At 70.1% G+C, this 16,998-nt stretch carries 21 protein-coding genes; 2 read left to right on the forward strand and 19 right to left on the reverse strand.

Going from position 1 to position 16,998, the window contains the following annotated elements; all coding sequences use genetic code 11:
* Nucleotides 1–254: 254 nt before the first annotated feature.
* The 15 genes from JJQ90_RS26195 to JJQ90_RS26265 form a co-directional block, all read right to left on the reverse strand.
* Nucleotides 255–818, reverse strand: a complete 564-nt coding sequence (locus JJQ90_RS26195) for a hypothetical protein (RefSeq protein ID WP_216879216.1) — start codon at nt 816–818, stop codon at nt 255–257.
* Complete coding sequence (locus tag JJQ90_RS26200; RefSeq protein ID WP_216879217.1) at nt 815–1,576, reverse strand: DNA circularization N-terminal domain-containing protein; 762 nt, start codon at nt 1,574–1,576, stop codon at nt 815–817. Before JJQ90_RS26200 ends, JJQ90_RS26195 begins: the two co-directional genes overlap by 4 nt.
* Entirely contained in the window at nt 1,573–3,519 is a 1,947-nt protein-coding gene (locus tag JJQ90_RS26205) for a hypothetical protein (protein WP_216879218.1), read from the reverse strand. The genes JJQ90_RS26200 and JJQ90_RS26205 overlap by 4 nt, the downstream gene beginning before the upstream one ends.
* A gap of 102 nt (nt 3,520–3,621) precedes the next feature.
* Nucleotides 3,622–3,945: a phage tail assembly protein gene (locus tag JJQ90_RS26210; protein WP_216879219.1), complete on the reverse strand. Its 324-nt coding sequence runs from the start codon at nt 3,943–3,945 to the stop codon at nt 3,622–3,624.
* 1 nt (nt 3,946) lies between these two features.
* A complete protein-coding gene (locus tag JJQ90_RS26215; RefSeq protein ID WP_216879220.1) occupies nt 3,947–4,315 on the reverse strand; it encodes a phage tail tube protein in 369 nt (122 codons plus the stop codon).
* A 1-nt stretch (nt 4,316) separates the two neighbouring features.
* Nucleotides 4,317–5,798, reverse strand: a complete 1,482-nt coding sequence (locus JJQ90_RS26220; protein ID WP_216879221.1) for a phage tail sheath subtilisin-like domain-containing protein — start codon at nt 5,796–5,798, stop codon at nt 4,317–4,319.
* A 167-nt stretch (nt 5,799–5,965) separates the two neighbouring features.
* Complete coding sequence (locus JJQ90_RS26225) at nt 5,966–6,253, reverse strand: type II toxin-antitoxin system RelE/ParE family toxin (protein WP_216879222.1); 288 nt, start codon at nt 6,251–6,253, stop codon at nt 5,966–5,968.
* Nucleotides 6,250–6,540: a CopG family ribbon-helix-helix protein gene (locus tag JJQ90_RS26230; RefSeq protein WP_216879223.1), complete on the reverse strand. Its 291-nt coding sequence runs from the start codon at nt 6,538–6,540 to the stop codon at nt 6,250–6,252. The genes JJQ90_RS26225 and JJQ90_RS26230 overlap by 4 nt, the downstream gene beginning before the upstream one ends.
* Nucleotides 6,541–6,605: 65 nt before the next feature.
* Nucleotides 6,606–6,788, reverse strand: a complete 183-nt coding sequence (locus tag JJQ90_RS26235; RefSeq protein WP_216879224.1) for a DUF2635 domain-containing protein — start codon at nt 6,786–6,788, stop codon at nt 6,606–6,608.
* Between the two features lie 10 nt (nt 6,789–6,798).
* Complete coding sequence (locus JJQ90_RS26240) at nt 6,799–7,329, reverse strand: hypothetical protein (RefSeq protein ID WP_216879225.1); 531 nt, start codon at nt 7,327–7,329, stop codon at nt 6,799–6,801.
* A complete protein-coding gene (locus JJQ90_RS26245) occupies nt 7,326–7,655 on the reverse strand; it encodes a head-tail joining protein (protein ID WP_216879226.1) in 330 nt (109 codons plus the stop codon). Before JJQ90_RS26245 ends, JJQ90_RS26240 begins: the two co-directional genes overlap by 4 nt.
* Nucleotides 7,656–7,662: 7 nt before the next feature.
* Nucleotides 7,663–8,694 (reverse strand): major capsid protein, encoded by a 1,032-nt coding sequence (locus tag JJQ90_RS26250; protein WP_230411012.1) that lies wholly within the window; start codon nt 8,692–8,694, stop codon nt 7,663–7,665.
* Nucleotides 8,695–8,793: 99 nt separating this feature from the next.
* The gene (locus tag JJQ90_RS26255) at nt 8,794–9,180 is read right to left on the reverse strand and encodes a head decoration protein (RefSeq protein WP_216879227.1); all 387 of its coding nucleotides are present in this window, start codon (nt 9,178–9,180) and stop codon (nt 8,794–8,796) included.
* A 14-nt stretch (nt 9,181–9,194) separates the two neighbouring features.
* Nucleotides 9,195–9,854: a hypothetical protein gene (locus tag JJQ90_RS26260; protein ID WP_216879228.1), complete on the reverse strand. Its 660-nt coding sequence runs from the start codon at nt 9,852–9,854 to the stop codon at nt 9,195–9,197.
* Between the two features lie 34 nt (nt 9,855–9,888).
* Complete coding sequence (locus JJQ90_RS26265) at nt 9,889–10,770, reverse strand: S49 family peptidase (protein ID WP_216879229.1); 882 nt, start codon at nt 10,768–10,770, stop codon at nt 9,889–9,891.
* 223 nt (nt 10,771–10,993) lie between these two features.
* On the opposite strand from JJQ90_RS26265, the gene JJQ90_RS26270 reads away from it, so the two are divergent.
* Nucleotides 10,994–11,173 (forward strand): hypothetical protein, encoded by a 180-nt coding sequence (locus JJQ90_RS26270; protein WP_216879230.1) that lies wholly within the window; start codon nt 10,994–10,996, stop codon nt 11,171–11,173.
* Between the two features lie 34 nt (nt 11,174–11,207).
* Here the strand turns inward: JJQ90_RS26270 and JJQ90_RS26275 are convergent, their stop codons facing one another.
* The 3 genes from JJQ90_RS26275 to JJQ90_RS26285 form a co-directional block, all read right to left on the reverse strand.
* Nucleotides 11,208–12,833: a phage portal protein gene (locus tag JJQ90_RS26275; RefSeq protein ID WP_216879231.1), complete on the reverse strand. Its 1,626-nt coding sequence runs from the start codon at nt 12,831–12,833 to the stop codon at nt 11,208–11,210.
* The gene (gene gpW, locus JJQ90_RS26280) at nt 12,830–13,054 is read right to left on the reverse strand and encodes a gpW family head-tail joining protein (protein ID WP_216879232.1); all 225 of its coding nucleotides are present in this window, start codon (nt 13,052–13,054) and stop codon (nt 12,830–12,832) included. Before gpW ends, JJQ90_RS26275 begins: the two co-directional genes overlap by 4 nt.
* Nucleotides 13,055–13,146: 92 nt before the next feature.
* Nucleotides 13,147–14,061: an AraC family transcriptional regulator gene (locus JJQ90_RS26285; protein WP_216879233.1), complete on the reverse strand. Its 915-nt coding sequence runs from the start codon at nt 14,059–14,061 to the stop codon at nt 13,147–13,149.
* A gap of 95 nt (nt 14,062–14,156) precedes the next feature.
* Between JJQ90_RS26285 and JJQ90_RS26290 the strand changes: the two genes are divergently transcribed.
* Nucleotides 14,157–14,903 carry an SDR family oxidoreductase gene (locus JJQ90_RS26290; protein ID WP_216879234.1) on the forward strand — a complete coding sequence of 249 codons (747 nt, stop codon included), beginning with the start codon at nt 14,157–14,159 and terminating at the stop codon, nt 14,901–14,903.
* 36 nt (nt 14,904–14,939) lie between these two features.
* Here JJQ90_RS26290 and JJQ90_RS26295 read toward each other — a convergent pair whose 3' ends face one another.
* Entirely contained in the window at nt 14,940–16,973 is a 2,034-nt protein-coding gene (locus JJQ90_RS26295; RefSeq protein WP_329959524.1) for a phage terminase large subunit family protein, read from the reverse strand.
* Nucleotides 16,974–16,998 lie beyond the last annotated feature (25 nt).

Genomic DNA, 16,998 nt, shown 5'->3' on the forward strand with positions numbered 1-16,998 from the left:
GCCAGAAGAGATCGCCCATCGTATGCCCCGCCTCCACAGGCAGGTTGACTCACAGATCAGGCCTTCCGCGCAACCCCTTTATGGGTCCTGAACTTAGTCTGAATGTTCGAGAAGGGCCGAACCCGGCGGTTCGCCTCCCTCGGCGACTGGAAGCTGGGCACCACGCTCCGCTCAACTCGGCTTCGTCGTCCGGTCTCAGCACCAAGGCGCGTGCCTCTGCGGAGCGGCCCGTAGCCGAATTCGGAAGCTGAAAGTTAAGCCACCAGCACCCGGAAGGTCCCGCCGATGAAGTTCGGATCCGCGGCATCCGCCTGCAGGCTGACCTCATCCGCTCGGCCGATGTCTTCATACAGCCGGTAGGCATGCACCAAGGCCGGCAGCGGCTCCGACACGGTCACCGTCCGCAGCCGCGCCAGATCGGCGGCACGGCGGGTCAGATCCTCTGCCACGGCAGCACGCAGGTCGCGCAGGGCCAGCGCCGTTGCATCCTCTCCCGCATCGGCCGCCACCACCTCCTCCGCCGCCAGCAGCCCGCAGACCTGGTCACGCAGCGCCACGGCGGCCTCATAGGAAGGCGGGCTGGCCTCGGCGGTGGCGCGGGCCAGGGATGCCAGCGCAGCCCGCCGGCAGAGCGCCGCAGCCGCCGCCTGGCCGGCCGCCTGCGCGACCCCCACCACATCCCCCGCCGTCGCCTCGGACGGCTGTAGCGCCGCCAGAGGCGCCAGCAGCCGCATGGCATCGCCCGGGTCCGGCGACAGGCCGCGGATCGCCTCCGCCAGGTCCTGGCTGGCGGCGGCGAGTTCCGCCAGCGTGCTCACAGGCGTGCCGCCAGGCTGGAGACCAGATCTGCCGCCCGGGCCGCCCCGCGCCGCGCCGCGGCCACGCCGTTCAGCGCCCGCGCCGTGGTGGCATTGGCCGCCGTCACCGGCGCCAGCGCCTGGCGGTAGCCGGCGGCAAAGCGGCCAAAGCTGCGGTTCAGCCCCGGCGCCACCATGCCCACCGCGTTCATCACAACCCTCGCATCCCCCATCAGCTGATTGGCCTGGGCGGTGTACTGGCCCAGCGTCTGCTGCACGCTGCGCACCACGGCCACCCCTTCGGTCAGCGCCGCGCCGGCGCGCTGCACAAAGCTGCCGGCGGCCTGTTCATCCAGCGCATCCGCCAGCGCCGCGATGCGCCCGCCGAAGTCCTCGATGACGTCGGGAAAGCGCCGGCTGCCATCCTCGACAAAGAGGAAGTGCAGCTCGACCACGCGGCCGAGGTCGTGGCGGATGCGGGTGTGGAACTCGACCAGGCTGACCTTGAGCAGGCCAAGCGTCGGGTGCAGCAGCTCGCCCGGCTCCTCGGCCTCCGCCGCCTCGATCATCTCGAGCTCCAGCGCGGCGACATCATCGCCCACCCGAAAGCCGATCAGGCCGAGGCGGCGGGTGGCGCGGCCGGTGTCCTCGACCCAGACGGAATCCCGGAAGGGATATTCGTGGATCGTGGTGGCCCGCCCGAAGCTGCCCTCCATGTTCCAGACCTCGAAGGGCACACCGCGCCAGGCGGCCGGGCGATAGGGAAGGGTGCCGCTCATGGTCCTGCCCCCATCCCCGGCCGTTCGATCCGCACGCCGTCATCCGTGCGGGTGCGGATGGTCGCCCCCTCGCTGCCCGGGCCGGCGAGCGTGACGCGGACATCCACCCCCTGGCGGCCCGTCTGCGGGGCCGGCGTGGCCGCAGCGGCGCCGGGCTCTGGCGCTGCCGCAGGGGCTGGCGCGCCGGGCGGCGCCAGCGCCTGCGCCACGCCGCGTTCCACCACCCCCGAATCCAGCGATCGCCCGTTCTCCTGCACCGCCATGGCGGCGACCAGGCGCCGCAGCAGCCCGGCGTCCTGCACGTCGATTGTCTCGTTCGGCGCGATACCCGTGGCCCGGGATACGGCGGCGATATAGGCGGCCGTGTTGTTCTCGCCCGGTGGCGCCCAGCGGGTCACCATGCGTGCCAGCGTATCGTCGCCACGCCGGGCGTTGAGCTGCATCTGCCGCACCGATTGGGCGATACCCGCCTCCATGGTGGGATAGACGCCAAAGCGGCCATCCGAGGCCAAGCCGGGATTGGCCCCCTGCTGCGCCGGATGAAACATCAGGTTCAGCGGATTGTTGTTGCGGATGCCGCGGGGCTCGCTGGGATTCCCCGGGCGTGCGACCGGCGCCGGTAGGGACGGCGCCCAGCGCTGCCGGAAGAAGGTCCCGAGGCGCGCCTGGAGTGAGGGGATTCCGGCCGGGCGGGGCGCCGCCGGCGCCAGCTCCCGCCGCAGCGCCTCCGGATCGCGGCGCAGGCGCTCCAGCTCCTCCGCCGCTCCGGCATTCGTCGGCGATGGCCGCAGGATATAGGCGGCGGCGGCCACGGCGCCGGTGCCGCCCACACCCAGCAGCCGCAGCATCCACGGCGCCAGGCGGAAGGCGGTGATGCTGGTCAGCGTGGTGACGATGCGGGTCAGCGGACTCAGCACATGCGCCAGCAGGGCCACGCCCAGCAGCGTCGCGGCATTCTCCATGCCGCCCATCCAGCCGATGACGGTGGAGATGCCGGTGCCCACCGCATCCAGGCGCTCGCCCAGCCGCGTCAGCCCGCCGCCATCCACCCAGGCCGTGAAGCGCCTGGCCAGGTCCTCGACGATCGCGCTGAGGCGCGGCCCCTGGGAGATCAGCCAGTTCGACAGCCGGTCCAGCAGCGGGATCAGCACCGGTGCCAGGCGGGCGGCCAGCGTGTTCACAAGCCCCTGACCCGCCAGGTTCAGCCGGATCTGCGCCAGTTCGAACTGACGCGCGGCCTCGGCGCCCTCCTCGGAGATGGCGCCCGCGCGGCGTGCCTCGCGCTCATATTCGCGCATGCCGGCGGCGCCCTGGCGCAGATAGGGCAGCAGCCCGGCCGGCAGGCGCAGGGCACCCATGACGCGGGCCTGAAGCCGGGGATCGGCGATGCGGGCGATGCCATCGGCCACCTCCGGCAGCACCTCGCTGGCCGTGCGGGCCTGGCCGCTGGCATCGCGCAGGTTGATGCCGAGCAGCCGGAAATACTGGACGGCGGTGTCGTCGCGCCCGCCGACGGCGTCGGACAGGGCATCACCCATGCCCTCCAGCCCCTGCATCAGCTCCTCGGCCGAGGATCCCGCCAGTTGGACGGCGCCGCGCATGGCGAACAGCGCTGAGGCGGTGCTCTGCACCCGATAGGCGGTGCGGCCGAGCTGCGCGCCGACGCTGGCCCAGCTGCCAGCCAGGCGCAGCACGCCGGCGATCGACCCGGTCGCCGTCAGCACGGACAGCGGCGGCACGATCATGGCGATGTTGCGCGCCGCAGCGCCGGCCATGCGCGACAGGCGGTCCATGCCCAGCGTCGATCGGCTGGCATTGCCGAGGCGGCTGATGCCGGCGGCCAGCCGCAGCGCGCCGCTGTTCATCTTGGCGAGCGGCGCCGACAGGCGGTCGACGGCGCCGATGGTGACGTTCAGCGCGCCGGCGGAGGTTGTCCCGGACATGTCAGTTCCTGCGGCCGAAGGCGGCGGCCTGGCGGTCCCACCAGAACATTTCCATCGGGGTCATCGCGGGGACGTCCCCCGGCCCGAAGCCGCAGGCGAGCGTCACCCGGGCGACGGCGCGACCCCAGCCGCCGGCGGGTCGCTCGGCAAAAAACGCGCGAAGTACCGGCTGGCCACCTCCAGCACCTTGGGCGAGAGCTTCGCGACCAGCTGGGGCGCGATGCCAGCGCTTTTCTGGATCAGATGCGAGGCCTGGGCGATCTCATTGCCCTGCTTTTGCGCCGCCATGATCATCTCGATGGTCAGCGGTTGCAGGGTGATCTCGGTCACCGTGGCGCCGTTGTATTCGACGGCCGGAAAGCGGATCACCCGCGGCGGGATCTCCTCGATCACGTCCTCGCCGAGGTCGTCGTTCTGCGCGTCCATCTCAGCTCTCCTGCACATCCGGCCCCTCGAAGCGGACCTCGAAGGTGGCGTCGTCGGCGTTCACTTCCTGGGCGTTGACGCACCACATGCCGTTGCCGGTGATACGCTTGCCGCTGACCAGCTCGAGCGAGACGGAGACGCTCTCCATCGCCTCGAAATCCGCCACCCGGGTGCCGGCATTGTCGCGGATCTTGGCCTTGATGTAGGGCGCGACCGGCTTGACGCTGAAGCCATGCACGCCGTTCTGTCCGACCATCGTCTCCTTGACGGAGCGGGCGGATTGCCAGCCGACGCTGTCGACCACGTCGTATTCGACGCCGTCGATATAGAGGTAGGAGGTGCCCGCCAGGGCCCCGGGTTGCAGCGCCATCTCAGTTCACCCCTTCGGATTTGCGGAACTGCACCAGGCCGGCGAATTGGCGGAACTGGTCGATCGGGATGATCGGCAGCAGGCCATCGACGCGGCAGCGGTTGGAGGCATTGCGCTCGACGATCAGCTCGGCCGCGAAGTCCGCGTAGCCCTGCACCAGGCCCTCGGCCTCCATGCGCCGGTACTCGCCCAAAATGCCGTCGCGGATCACGCCTGTGGTGACGATGCGCGCGCCAGGCCGGAAGCGCGTGCCCTCCGACGCCAGCTTGAAGCGCCCAAAGGTGCTGGTGACGTAGTTGCGCAGGCGGCGGATGGCGGCGGCCAGCAGATACAGCGTCTCCGGGTAGAGGTAGCTGTCATCGGGCGCGCCCTGCGGGTTCAGCCGGTAGGTGGTGACCAGCGTGTCGGTGATGACCCGCCCATCGGCGGCGACCGTGAAGGCGCCGAGGCCGTTGTTCAGCAGGATGTTGCGGTCGCCGATGCCCCAGCGCTTGTCGCGGGGCGGGGCCATGACATCCAGCACCAGGCCATGCAGCGGCAGGCCGGGATCGGCGCGGAGGCTGGTGGCGCAGGCGCCGGCCAGGTTGGCGGCCCAGATCCAGGGCGGGCTCGGCGAGCCATCGGCGGGCAGGCAGACCATGTGCGGGTCGTTGCGGCCCTGCCCGAAGGTGGTGCTGGCGCTCAGCGTGCCGCGAAAGCCGGTGAAGGCGCCGCCGTAGAGCATCTGGTCCCAGGACCAGCGGGCCGCCAGGTGGTCGCGCAGCGCGTTCAGACTCGCCGTGTCCGTATAGGGTATGGCGTAGACCTCGAAGTCGTCGTCGCCGATATTGGCCAGCGCGGCGGCCAGGTCGGGGTTGGTGGTGCCGCCGGACATGCCGGCGATGGTCACCACCAGGCCGGCCGGCGGCGCCTCGCCACCGGCGGAGCCCAGCAGGTTGCGGCCGAGGGCGATGTCGTTGCCGGCCAGGCCCTTGTTGCGGGCCGTGCAGGTGACCACGCCGGCGGCATTGGCGGCGGTCACCGGCAGGCTGGCATCGGCATTGATGGCGGCGACATAGGCCGCCGCGGCCGTGGTGGCGGTCATGGTGCTGGACAGGCCCACGGCGACGCGGCGGTCACCGATATAGGCGTAGTCCGTGCCATTGGCGGTCGGCGCGGTGCCGACCGTGAAGGTGCCGGTCGCGGCCACGCCGGCGCTGGCGTCAGCCAGCGGCAGGACATGCGCCTCGCCGCTCCGGTCGCGGCGGCGATAGGCCTCGGCCATCAGCGCCAGCATGGAGCCCCGGCCGGCGCGGCCGCGCAGCCAGTCCAGGCTTTCGAGCAGCGCCGGGACGCCGGGCGGCAGGTCGCCGGTGGAAAGCTGCTGGCCGAGGATCAGGCTGCGCAGCGCGCCGGCGGTGCCGGAATTGGCGCGCGAATTGTCCAGCTCGGCGAAGAACAGGGTCGAGCGGTTGCTCGCGGGGATCTCGCGGAAGCCCAGCACGGGGTCACCTCCAGGGCGTTGCAAAGGGGGACGCAGAAAACCCGCCGGCAGCAGCGCTGCGGCGGGTTCTTGCGAGTGGGGCAGGGGACGAGGCGACGTCAGGGCCTATCCGGGCGGACAGCTGCGCAGGCTATGGAGCTTCGCACCTGTTGTCTCAGCGGACCGTGTCAGCCCTGCCTGGCCGGCGGCCATTGGCGGGCGGCGTGAAGCACGCGCAGCACCCGAACGGTATCGCCCGCCAGGTCGTAGATCAGGATGTAGTTCTGGTGCGCGACCAGTTCGCGAGTGCCCGTGACGCGGCCGGGCCGGCCCATCTGAGGACGATCAACCAGGCGCGCGGCCTTCTCCGAGAACAGTTCGTCGAGCGCGAGGGCGGCGGCAGGATTCTCCTGCGCGATGTGCGCACGGATGTCGCGCCGGTCCTGTGCGGCCGGACGCGTCCAAACCAGCTTCACCCGACGGAGCCGGCCATCCTGCGCCGGGTTTCAGCACGCCATGCGGCGGCCTCCGCCTCGGCGTCCTCTGCCGAGATCAGATCCCCGGTATTGGCGGCCGCGATGCCCGCCTGAACCTCGCGGCGGAACCAGGCGTCGTGCTGCGCTGCCTCCTGCTGCTGCCGCACGAAGTCGCGCATATAGTCGCGCAGCAACTGCGCGCCTGTACGGTCTTTGGCTTTGGCGGCCTTGGAGAAGTCGGCCTTGAGTGCCTCGTCGACGCGAAAGGTGAAGGTGGCTTCGGTCATCGGCGCAACCCAATGTGTTACGTGGCGCGTGCACCGTAGCACATCATGGGGAGGCTGTCAGGGATTTACGCCCCGCTGGCTTCGCCGACAGATACGCCGGTCGCCGGAACCGTGGTCTCGATGACGTCGCCGTCGCGCAGGCGGCGCATCCAGTAGGCGTCGCGCGGCACTTCGCGGCCCTCGGCCGGCAGGTGGTCGCGCAGGATCGGGTCGGGGACCGACAGGCCCTCGGCGGGAATCACATACATCGGGGGGCTCCTACGCCTGGCGGCGCGCGATGGGGCGGAAGGCGAGGCTGGTCTCCTCGCAGTCGGTGGGCGGGTGCGGCGTCTCGAAGACCTCGGTCCAGGCCATGTCGAAGGCGATCAGGGCCGAGCCGAGGGCGACCTCGCTGCTCTTTGTGTCGATGCCGAGCGTCGTCTTGACGCCGTCGATGCGTTCGATCCTGCGGTCGGGCGGCAGCAGCAGCTCGGCCGCGGTCATCACCACCTGGGTGATGGCGCCGGCCAGCTCCTCGAGCTCGGCCTCCAGCTCCATGCAGGCGCGGGACCGGGCATCCAGCCGCAGCTCGACGGCCAGGATGAAGGAGACGGTGTAGAAGGACCGGTGCGAGGTGCCGCCCGTGCGCTTCTTTTCCTCCTGCCAGCCATAGACCAGGGCGGCGGGAAGGTGGTCCTCCGACAGCGGCCAGGTGCGGGCACGGAAGACCCGATTGCGCAGCGCCGGGACGCGCTCCGCCAGCAGGGTGGCGACCGTGGTGCGGACGGCGCAGCGATGCTCGAGGGTCATTCGACGCGGCCCAGATGCAGCAGGATCCAGCCCTCGGAATCCGGCAGCGCCGCGCCGGTGACGTCATAGGTGACGTCGCGGATCAGCACCCGGTCGAGCGGCTTGGGGGCGTAGCCCGGCGGCAGCTCCGCCGCGCGGATCGACAGGGTGGAGCGGGCCACCAGAACGGGTGGCCCATCGCCCGGCCCGGGCACCTCGACCATGCCGGTGTCGAAGATCCCGGGCACCTCGAAGTCGGGCTCGAAGCGCGGGCCGTAGAGGATGGGCTCCGCCTCCTGAAAGGCGCGCATCACCGCCGCATCCAGCCGGGCGAAGTCGATCGCCACGGCGGCCTCAGGCGCCCTTGCGCGCGCGCTGAAGCATCCCCGGCCGGGTGCAGATATGCAGCGGGTAGGAATAGGCCTCCATCGTGAACTCCGCGTTGCGGTCGCGGTCGATGATGGGCTGGATGTAGATCGGCTTGCCGGGGGTGTTCACCCAGTCGAAGCTTTCGCCCGGTGCGAGGGCACGCTCGAAGACGCCTGGCGCGCCGACGGGGAAGAACTTCGCCTTGTCGGACGCCACGGCGATGGTCGTGTTGTCGTCGGTACCGCGGTAGTTCATCCAGTCGATGCCGCCGAAAGGCATGGACTGGAAGGCGGTGCCGCCGCGCAGATCCACCGCGGCGTTCCAGTTGACGTAGGTCTGCACCACGTCCGGATGCGCCACCAGGTCATCCCAGAATTCATCGCCGACGATGGCCTGCACCCGGGTGCTCGGCGTCCAGGCGCCCTGGGCGGCGCGCATCATCTGCCGCACGACCTTCGCGCATTTCTTGCGCAGTGTGCCGCCGGTGCTGCTGCCGGTCAGGTCGAAGGCGACCTCCGCCGGCTGGGTCACGCCGAATTCGGCGAACCAGTTGAACAGGGTGGAGCCATCGGCATCCAGCAGGATGCCCTGCACCGCGCCGAGGCGATGCAGCTCCCAGGTCACCTCCATGTTCATGGTCAGGCCGGTGGGGCCGGAGAGGCGGCGGGCGGCCTCGGTCTGAAGCTGCATCAGCACCGTCTCCTGGCCGAATTCGCGGATGTTCTGCAATTCGGCGGAGCGGATGGTGTCGGCATGCGCCAGGCGGGGCACCTCGAAGTAGCGCATCTTGCGCTTTTCGGTCGTGCGCTGCTTGAGCGGCGCGCCGCGGTCGGAGGTGGGGATGATGATGAGCTGGCCGTTGCGTTCCTCGACGGCGAGCGCCGTGGTGCGGATCGGCTTGTCCTCGAAGACGCCGAGACTGCCGAGGCCGGTCGGCGCATAGGGGTGGCGGTCGACATAGCTGGTCAGTTCCAGCGCCGAGAAGGCGTCGGTCCGGAACAGATTCATGATGGTCATGGTGAGGGATTCCCGGCGTGGGACGGCCGCCGGCGCAGCGCGCCACGGGGAGCGGTCCGGAGGGGTTGGAAATCGCCCGCCGCAAGGCGAGCGCGTGGCTCAGCGGCCGATGATGAAGCTGGCGGCCAGGTCGGCGAGGCCGGCGGTGATGCCAGTGCTGTCGACCGTCTCGGCCCAGACCAGCTCGGAGGCATTCACCTCCGCCAGGCGGGCGATGATGGTGCATTTGCGCGAGGCGCCGGCCGGGATCAGCACCGGGTTGAACAGGATGGCGCGGGCCGTCTCGCTGCCGTCCGAGCCGACGTTGTCGTAGGGGACGTAGGAGCTGTCGGCGGTCAGCCGTGCGAGCACCAGGCCGCCTTGCAGCACCAGCTCGGTGCCGCCGGCGTTGTTGATGGTCACGACCTCCCGCGACAGGTGGCCATTGGCCTCGGAGATCAGGAAGGCGCCAGCATGGAAGCCTTCATTCAGGACGGGGCTGGGCATCGGGGGGTCCTCGACTACTTCCGGGCGATGCCGGCGCGCTGTGCGGCCGCGTCCCAGGAGCTGATGATGGCCTGGCGGCCGGAGGGGGCGGGCGCGGTGCCGGTGGGGCGCGGGCCGCCGAGGGCGGCCATGCGGTCGGACAGGCTCGGCTGGCCGGCGCCGGCGGCACTGCCCTCGCGCGGCAGGGACTTCAGGACGCCGATGGCGGCCTTGGCGGACATGCCGGTGTCGAAGGCGAGGCTGCAGGCGGCGGCGACGCGGCCGGCGGCGTGCTTCGAGGTGAAGATGGCGCGGCAGCGGGCGCGCTCGGCCTTGGTGGCGGAGCGGGCGGCCTGGCGGGCGGCGGCGGAACCCTTCGGCTTGTCCTCCTCCTCCTCGTCATCCTCCTCCGCCTTCTCGTCGTCGTCGTCCTCCTCGGCGCGATCCTTGTCGTCGTCGCCGTCGTCGTCCTGGGCACGGTCCTTGTCGTCGTCGTCATCCTCCGCGGCGGAGGCGTCGCGGCGATCCTCGTCCTTGTCGTCGTCGCGCTCATCCTCCTCCGAACGCTTGCCGGAGGCGGTGACGGCGTCGGCGCCGATCAGATGGGCGAAGGGCAGCGCCTCGGCGGCCTGGCGCTTGCGGGGCTTGGCGGCGCGCGCGGGCGGCGCGCCCGCGGGCTTGCGGGAACGGGACATCAGAACCTCGTCGGGGTGGAGTGGTGGGGCGGCGCTACAGGCTGCGGAACAGCGCGCCGAAAGCCTGGTCAGGCGATTGCACAGCATCCGCCAGGCCGGCCGTGACGCCGGCGGCGCCGAGGAAGGTCTCGGCCTTGGTGCCGTGAATGGCGGAGGCCTTCAGGCGACGGTTGCGGGCGACGGTCTCCACGAAGAGCTCGCCCATCGTGTCGATATCCGACTGCATGCGGGCACGCGCCGCAGCCTCGAGCTTCTCGTAAGGGTTGCCCTCGGCCTTGTGGGCGCCGTAGCGGATCATCGTCACGGTGATGCCCGACTGGGATAGCGCCTCGGAGAAATCCACATGCATGCCGATGACGCCGATGGAGCCGGTGCCACCGGTGCGGGGCACGGTGATGCGGTCGCAGGCGCAGGCGATGGCATAGGCGGCCGAGAAGGCGTTCTCGTCGAGGATGGCCCAGAGCGGCTTTTGGCCGCGCAGGCTGTGGATGGTGTCCGCCAGGTCGAAACAGCCAGCGACCTCGCCGCCCGGGCTGTCGATCAGGAAGGCGATGGCCTGCACATCCGGATCGCGCAGCGCGGCCAGCAGGTTGAGGCGGATGCCGTCATAGCCGGTCATGCCGGAATAGGGGCGCAGCGTGCCGAGCTTTTGGACGAGGGTGCCGCTGACCTCGATCAGCGCGATGCCGCCGACGATGCGGTAGCCGTTGGTGTCGTCCTCGCGCGGGCCACGCTGCGCGGCGGCCTCGTCCTCGTCGAAGGCCTGCGGGCGCAGCGCGACCAGCTGTCCGGCGCTGAACAGGCGGGCGATGCCGAGCCGGTCCGCCAGCGCCGCCATCACCACCTCGGCCTTGGCCGGATGGATGGCGATGGGCGTGTTGAACAGGCGCTGCGCCAGGTGGGGGAAGCGGGTCACGGGCTCTCCAAAGGCGCGAGGGGCAGCGGCGCATGCCGTCGAGCAGCGGCTCCGCGCAGGGGTTCGGGCCGATGGCCTGCGGAACAGCCGCGGTGGCTACTCACGGGAATAGCAGCGCTCCGGCACGGTTCGGTGACGAACCAGACGGTGGGCGCGTCCGTTCTCCTCCCTGTGGCGGCGCAAACATCGTCGCGCCGCCCGCAACACGGAGGAGGTGCCCAAGATGACGAATTCAGGTGGCGATCCGGCAGCCAATACCGACAACATCGCCAAGGAGCCGGAGAAGGCCGCGCATGTCGGCCGCATCGGCAGTCCGCATCAGCCGGGCGAGGGCAAGGTCACGCCCAGCGAGGCCAACTCGGGGAAGACAGGCCCCGGGTCCCAGGATCAGAAGAAGGCCTGACGGGTCGACGTAACGGCCGGCCAGGCTCAACCGTCTACTTCGCCTTCTCCGGCCTCTCCGCCGGTCGGTTCGGCGACCCCGCTGCCCAGGTCGGCAGCGGGATGCCGCGCTCCTGCATCATGCGGATCTCCAGCGCCCGCTGATCCAGGTTCTCCTCAAAGTCCCGGCCCTGCTCGGCCGCCTCATCCTCCAGCGTGCCCAGCCCGGCCTCCATCCCCAGCACCGCGCCCTGGCGCTCCGCAACCGGGTCCACCCAGCCACGGGCCGGGCCGATCCAGCGGCAGCGGGCATAGGCCGTGCGCATCTCGGCGAAGGGCGGCGCGTTGCGGGGAAGGGGAGCCAGGCCGCGCTCCAGCACCTCCTCCAGGAAGGCGCCGTAGATCGGGTTGGCGAAGCCCATAGCGAACCAGTCCCGCCGCCGGATCGCCGTCTTCCACGCTTCCAGCATCGCCGCGCGGGCGCTGCTGTAATTCGTCTTGCTGTAGTCCCAGGTCAGCTGCTCGGCCGAGAGGCCCGTCGCGGCCGCCAGGGCGCGCAGCACGGCGGATTGGAAGGCCTCGAAGCCGCTGTTCGGGCGGGTGGCGCTCTGGCTTTTCAGGGTCTCGCCCGGGGCCAGGTGCGGCACCTTCACGCCGCCGATCATCAGCGGGTTGGCGGCGTGGTGCTCGCCGCGCAGCTGCTGATAGGCGCCGATCATCTCGTCGCCGGCGGTGGCCAGCGCCAGGTCCTCGCGATCGAGCGGGGATTCGATGACGGTGGCGAAGACCGTTTGCAGCAGCGCCTGCTGCAGCTCCGCCTGGTCGTAGCGGGACAGCATGCGCATCCGTGCCAGGATCGGCGTCAGGATGCCGGTGCCGCGGTGCTGGCCGGCACGCTCCCGGTCGAAATCGTGCACCACGATGGGGCGACCCCAGGGTGTTTCGCGCGGAAAGTAGTCCCAGTGCATGGAGGGCACCGCGGCGTAGACGTCGCCCTGATGCGCCTGGCGGATGTGGTAGCCGACCGCGGCGGCGGAGGCGCCATCCAGCTGCACGCCCCCGCGCAGGGTCAGCGTGTCCATCTGACCATAGGGGTTGGAGAGGCGGTCCGGGTCGATCAGCTGGACGGAGGTGCTGTAGCGCGCGCCGCCGGCGCCGACCCGCTCCGGCGTCCAGAGCAGGCAGGCCAGGCTGTCGCCGTCGATCACCTTGTGGCGCAGCGCCACCCAGAACATCTGGGTCAGGGTCTGATGCCGCTCCGCATCGCAATGTCGGCCGAGGTCGTCGGCGAACATGCGCCATTCGGCCTCGACCACGCGGCCGAAGTCATCGGCCCAGCTGGCATCGAAGCCGGGGGAGAAGCGTTCCAGCGCGCGGTAATCGGGCTTGGCGACCAGGCGGAACTGGCTGCCGATGGCGCTGTCGAGGATGCGGGTGACGCCGCCGGTCGCCCAGCCGTCATTGCGGATGAGGTCGCGGGAGCGGGCGACCATGCGGTCGCGGTCGTGGTTGATCTCGCCATCGGGCGAGCGCAGCCAGGGCTGCCAAGTGGCACTTTCCTGGCTGAACAGGTTCGCCGCGTCATAGGCGAAGGCGCCACCGATGCCACCCGGCACGCCGCTGGCCTGGGCGCGCAGGCGGCGAGCGCGCAGGACCTGGCCGGCGGAGCGGGCGCGTTTCATCGGAACACCACGTCGAGCGCCCGGCGGGGTTCGCCGAGGGCGGTGTTGATCTGGCGGATCAGGCCGCGGATGCGGGCCTCATCGGCGGCGGTGAAGGTGGCGGTGCGGGAGGAGAGGCCGCCGGCGGCGTAGCCGACCGAGACGGTCTTTTCGCCCATGGCGAGGTCGATCAGGGCCTGCTGGAGCTTGGCGCGGGTGGCCGTGAGGGCTTCACGCGTCATGCCCGCGAAGACGCCTTTGGTGATGGTCGCGGGCACGGGTTCCTCGGTGTAGGTTCTGGCGTCGGCATCGCCAACCGGAGCGACTGATGTGGCTACCTTTGGTCCTGGCCGCCGTGATCTCGGGCGAAGCTGCCGGGTGAGCGGCCGATCCGTTTGCGAAAGGCGGTGCTGAAGGCACTCGCCGACTCATAGCCAATCTCGTCGGCGATCCGGTCGAGGGGCTTTGAGCCACGCGCCAGGGCGTCCTTCGCGATGGCCATGCGCCAGCGCGCCAGATATTCGAACGGCGCGCAGCCCACGGTTTCGCTGAAGCGCGCGGCAAAGGCCGACCGCGACATGCCGGCTATCCTGGCGAGCTTGTCGACAGGCCATTTGGCCCGTACGTCCGAATGCACCGCGCGCATTGCCCGACCAATTGCCGGGTCCTGCATCCCGCGCAGCAAGCCGGTCGGTGCCCGCCCCCGGTCGACAATGCCCCAGCGAAGGGCTTCCACCAGGAGTACTTCCAGCATGCGCTGAAGGATCAGATCCTTCCCCGGAAAGTCCGCGGCGCATTCCTCCGACAGCAGCGCGATCAGGCGGCCGAACCGTGTCGCGTGGCCTTCCAACGCCGGGATACGAATGAGGTCCGGTAGCAGTGCCAGCAAGATGGGCGCATTGATCTGTTCGAAGGTGAAGCTGCCGCCCAGCGCGATGAATTCCGGCTCGCCCTCCTGCTCACCATGGCGCACCGCTTCATGCTGCGGCTCGGCGACGATGCAGGGAGAGCCAGGCTCGCTGTAGAGCGAGAAAGCGGGTGTTGTCGGCAACAACAGAAAGTCGCCCTGGTTGAGCCGCAGCGGAGCGCTGCCATCGAACGCGACCCATGCTTCTCCGAGAAGGACGATACAGAAGCCGGGCGCCGCATGCGCTTGGTAACGCGCGCCCCATCGCCCACGGCCGCTGATGGGCTTGGATATGGCAGCGCTCGGCCGCAGCAGGGTGATGATGTCGGCGAGGGGATCCATGGATTGGACGATCCATAAATAGTTATGGAGCTTCCATTATCGATCGTCTGCCCGTGGCTGTCTATCTCCGGGTCGGCACCACAAAGGAGACGGACATGGCTGGCACGATCCTCATCACAGGCACCTCATCGGGCTATGGCAAGGCAACCGCAGAGTTCTTTCTCGCCGGCGGCTGGGATGTCATCGCGACGATGAGAAGGCCGGACCCAACCCTGTTCGCCGAAAGCAGCCGGCTGCGGGTCATGCCGCTGGATGTGACGCGGGAGGACAGTATCGCTGAGCTGTTCAAGGCTGTCGGACCAATCGATGTGCTGGTCAACAACGCCGGACTGGGAGGTGTCGGAGCCTTCGAAGCGATGCCCATGCCGATGATCCGCAGCCTCATCGAAACCAACACCATCGGCGTCATGGCCATGTGCCAGGCCGTGATCCCACAGATGCGCGAGCGCCGATCCGGGACGATCGTGAACGTGACGTCGAGCGTCACCCTCGGTTCCTTCCCGCTCGCCGCGCTCTATACGGGCACGAAGCAGGCGATCGAGGGATTTTCAGGCTCGCTTGCACATGAGCTCGATTATTTCGGCATTCGTGTGAAGCTTGTCGAGCCTGGCTACGCGCCGACCACGCGTTTTGGGGCGAACGCCATGATCCCCGTCGAGCAGCTGCTTCCCGACGCGTACGCTGACTTCGCGCGACCGATCCTCAATGCCTTCGCTAAGCCCGCCATGACGACGAGAGAAGTTGAGGTCGCGGAAGCAATTTGGGATGCGGTCCACGACACGGCGCGACAGCTTCGATTCCCGGCAGGTCCGGACGCCGTTGCTCTCGCCCGGGGGCATTGAAGGGCCGCTACATGCGACGGCGCCCGCATTGCAGCGTCAGCTGACCCAGCGGCGACGCACGGTCTTGAACGAGGCGTCTGCAGGTGCCGTCGGTATGGCCGCGCGCCCTTGCCGTGGCGGCGTATCGACGGTGCTCGCCGGCCGCGGCGGAGCTGTGCCTTCGCCCTTCCTTGGCCCCACGTAGCCCACTGCCGCCATATCCGCCCGCCGGTTCAGCTGCAGCCCGAAGTGCAGCAGCCCGCACAGCGCGCCATAGGCATAGACCCGGCAGTCCAGCGCCTCGTTCCGCCGCCCAGGGATCGGCTCCCACACCCGGTACCGGCTCACCCCGGACTTCACCGTGATCAGCCGCTCCGCCGTCAGCTGCTGGTACCAGCCGAGGTCCCGCGTCGCCGGCACATGCATGAAGCCCGGCCCGGGCTCCTCCAGCGCCAGGCGGTTGCGAATCACGTCCTTCGCGCTGTTCACGCCCAGCATGATGGGCCGGTAGCTCGCCTTGTGCGCCGGTGTCGGCCGCTTGGTCGGCCAGACCGGGTTGCGTGCGCCCTTCTGCGCGCTCTCGCCCTTGATGCCCCAGATCTTCCGGCCCAGCCGCGCCTTGCAGAAGGCGTAGACCTTCTGGGTATGGTGTCCACCGGTGTCGATGCAGGCGGCCTCGATCGCGAAGGGCCGGCCGTCGTCGCGGTGAAAGCGCTGCAGCAGATAGGCGTCGACCTGGTCCCACAGCGCATCGCTGCCGGGATCGCCCTCGAAGACCTCATAGGCGATGGACCAGGATTCCTCGTGGTGGCCCCAGCCCACCAGCTCCAGCACCACGCAATCCTGCTGCACGTCGAGGCCTGCGGTCAGCACCGCCACGCCTTCCGGCACCACGCCCGGCCAGTTCTTCGCGCGGCGGATTAGCGCGTCCAGCGCCAGGGCCTTGCCGGTGTGCTGGCGGTAGGGCCTGGCCGCCTGGGTGTTCCACCAGACCTGGAGCTTCTCCTCATCGCCCTGTGCCGCCAGCCACTTCCCGGCGACATCGGCCGGCTTGTCGCGCTGCCAGGGCGAGTAGAGCTTCGAGGCCTGGAATCCCGCATGCTTATTCGGCACCGCCCAGGCGCCGCAGTGCTGGCAGGTGGCGCGGTAGACGGCGTAGCGCCGGCCGGCCCACCACTGCCAGGTGGCGTCGACCGCGGCCTCTGTGCCGCCCTGCTTCGGCAGGGCGCGCCAGCGAGCCTCATAGGCGTCCAGCGGCGCCTGGCGCTCGCCGCAGCAGGTGAAGGGCCGCGTCTGGTGCCAGCGGGCCGTGGTGAGCGCCCGGAGGCGATCGCCCTCGCTCCAGCCGGTGCCGCAGCACTCGCAGTAGATCCGTGCCGTCTCCGGCCGGTGCACCCCCTCCGGCTTGTCCCAATGGACGTGCCGGAAGAAGTCGAGGAACTGGCGGTGGCCGCAATGCGGGCAGGCCAGGGAGGCGCGCCGCTGATCGCTGGCCGCCTCCGCCGCCTCGATGCGGCTGCTGCCTTCGACGGTCGGCGAGCAGGCGCGCAGGGACAGCCAGTTCAGGTCGAAGCTGGCGAGGCGCTCCTCGGCGATGTCGATCGGCTCGCCCTCGCGGGTGACGACGTATTTGTCGACCTCGTCGCAGAGCAGCACGCGGATCGGGCGGCGCGCCAGGTTGTCGGGCGAGCCGGCGCCGGCCAGCGCCAGGAAGCCGCCCGGGAAGCTTTTGAAGAGCAGCGTCTCCTCGGCATTGCGCGTCTTGGCGGAGCCGACCAGGTCGCGCAGCACCGGGGTGGCGCGCACCATCGGTGTGATGCGCTCCTTGGAGAACTGCTCGGCCGCGGCCTCCTTCGGCTGGAGCAGGAGGATGGGGCAGGGGTCGAGATGGGCGAAGTAGCCGAAGACATTCTCCAGAAGCGCGGTCTTCATCAGCTGGGTGCAGACCATGGCGCTGATGGTGTGCACGCCCGGCTCGGTGACGGCGAGCATCGGCCCGCGCGCCACCTCGACGGTGGCGGTGCGCCAGCGGCCGGAGCGGGAGCCGGCGCCCTTGGCGAGGTGGCGGTAGCGGTCGGCCCATTCGGGCACGGAGATGCGCGGCGGCGGCGTCAGG

It is taken from the genome of Falsiroseomonas oleicola, assembly GCF_019029495.1.
Taxonomy (GTDB): Bacteria; Pseudomonadota; Alphaproteobacteria; order Acetobacterales; family Acetobacteraceae; genus Falsiroseomonas; species Falsiroseomonas oleicola.

Bases quoted from the DNA above. Each gene is read 5' to 3' on its own strand.
- JJQ90_RS26250 (WP_230411012.1), bottom strand. From the start codon at position 8,694: ATGACCATCATGAATCTGTTCCGGACCGACGCCTTCTCGGCGCTGGAA.
- JJQ90_RS26270 (WP_216879230.1), top strand. From the start codon at position 10,994: ATGACGAATTCAGGTGGCGATCCGGCAGCCAATACCGACAACATCGCC.
- JJQ90_RS26235 (WP_216879224.1), bottom strand. From the start codon at position 6,788: ATGTATGTGATTCCCGCCGAGGGCCTGTCGGTCCCCGACCCGATCCTG.
- JJQ90_RS26255 (WP_216879227.1), bottom strand. From the start codon at position 9,180: ATGCCCAGCCCCGTCCTGAATGAAGGCTTCCATGCTGGCGCCTTCCTG.
- JJQ90_RS26200 (WP_216879217.1), bottom strand. From the start codon at position 1,576: ATGAGCGGCACCCTTCCCTATCGCCCGGCCGCCTGGCGCGGTGTGCCC.
- JJQ90_RS26285 (WP_216879233.1), bottom strand. From the start codon at position 14,061: ATGGATCCCCTCGCCGACATCATCACCCTGCTGCGGCCGAGCGCTGCC.
- JJQ90_RS26230 (WP_216879223.1), bottom strand. From the start codon at position 6,540: ATGACCGAAGCCACCTTCACCTTTCGCGTCGACGAGGCACTCAAGGCC.
- JJQ90_RS26240 (WP_216879225.1), bottom strand. From the start codon at position 7,329: ATGACCCTCGAGCATCGCTGCGCCGTCCGCACCACGGTCGCCACCCTG.
- JJQ90_RS26215 (WP_216879220.1), bottom strand. From the start codon at position 4,315: ATGGCGCTGCAACCCGGGGCCCTGGCGGGCACCTCCTACCTCTATATC.
- JJQ90_RS26275 (WP_216879231.1), bottom strand. From the start codon at position 12,833: ATGAAACGCGCCCGCTCCGCCGGCCAGGTCCTGCGCGCTCGCCGCCTG.
- JJQ90_RS26210 (WP_216879219.1), bottom strand. From the start codon at position 3,945: ATGGACGCGCAGAACGACGACCTCGGCGAGGACGTGATCGAGGAGATC.
- JJQ90_RS26260 (WP_216879228.1), bottom strand. From the start codon at position 9,854: ATGTCCCGTTCCCGCAAGCCCGCGGGCGCGCCGCCCGCGCGCGCCGCC.
- gpW (WP_216879232.1), bottom strand. From the start codon at position 13,054: ATGACGCGTGAAGCCCTCACGGCCACCCGCGCCAAGCTCCAGCAGGCC.
- JJQ90_RS26205 (WP_216879218.1), bottom strand. From the start codon at position 3,519: ATGTCCGGGACAACCTCCGCCGGCGCGCTGAACGTCACCATCGGCGCC.
- JJQ90_RS26290 (WP_216879234.1), top strand. From the start codon at position 14,157: ATGGCTGGCACGATCCTCATCACAGGCACCTCATCGGGCTATGGCAAG.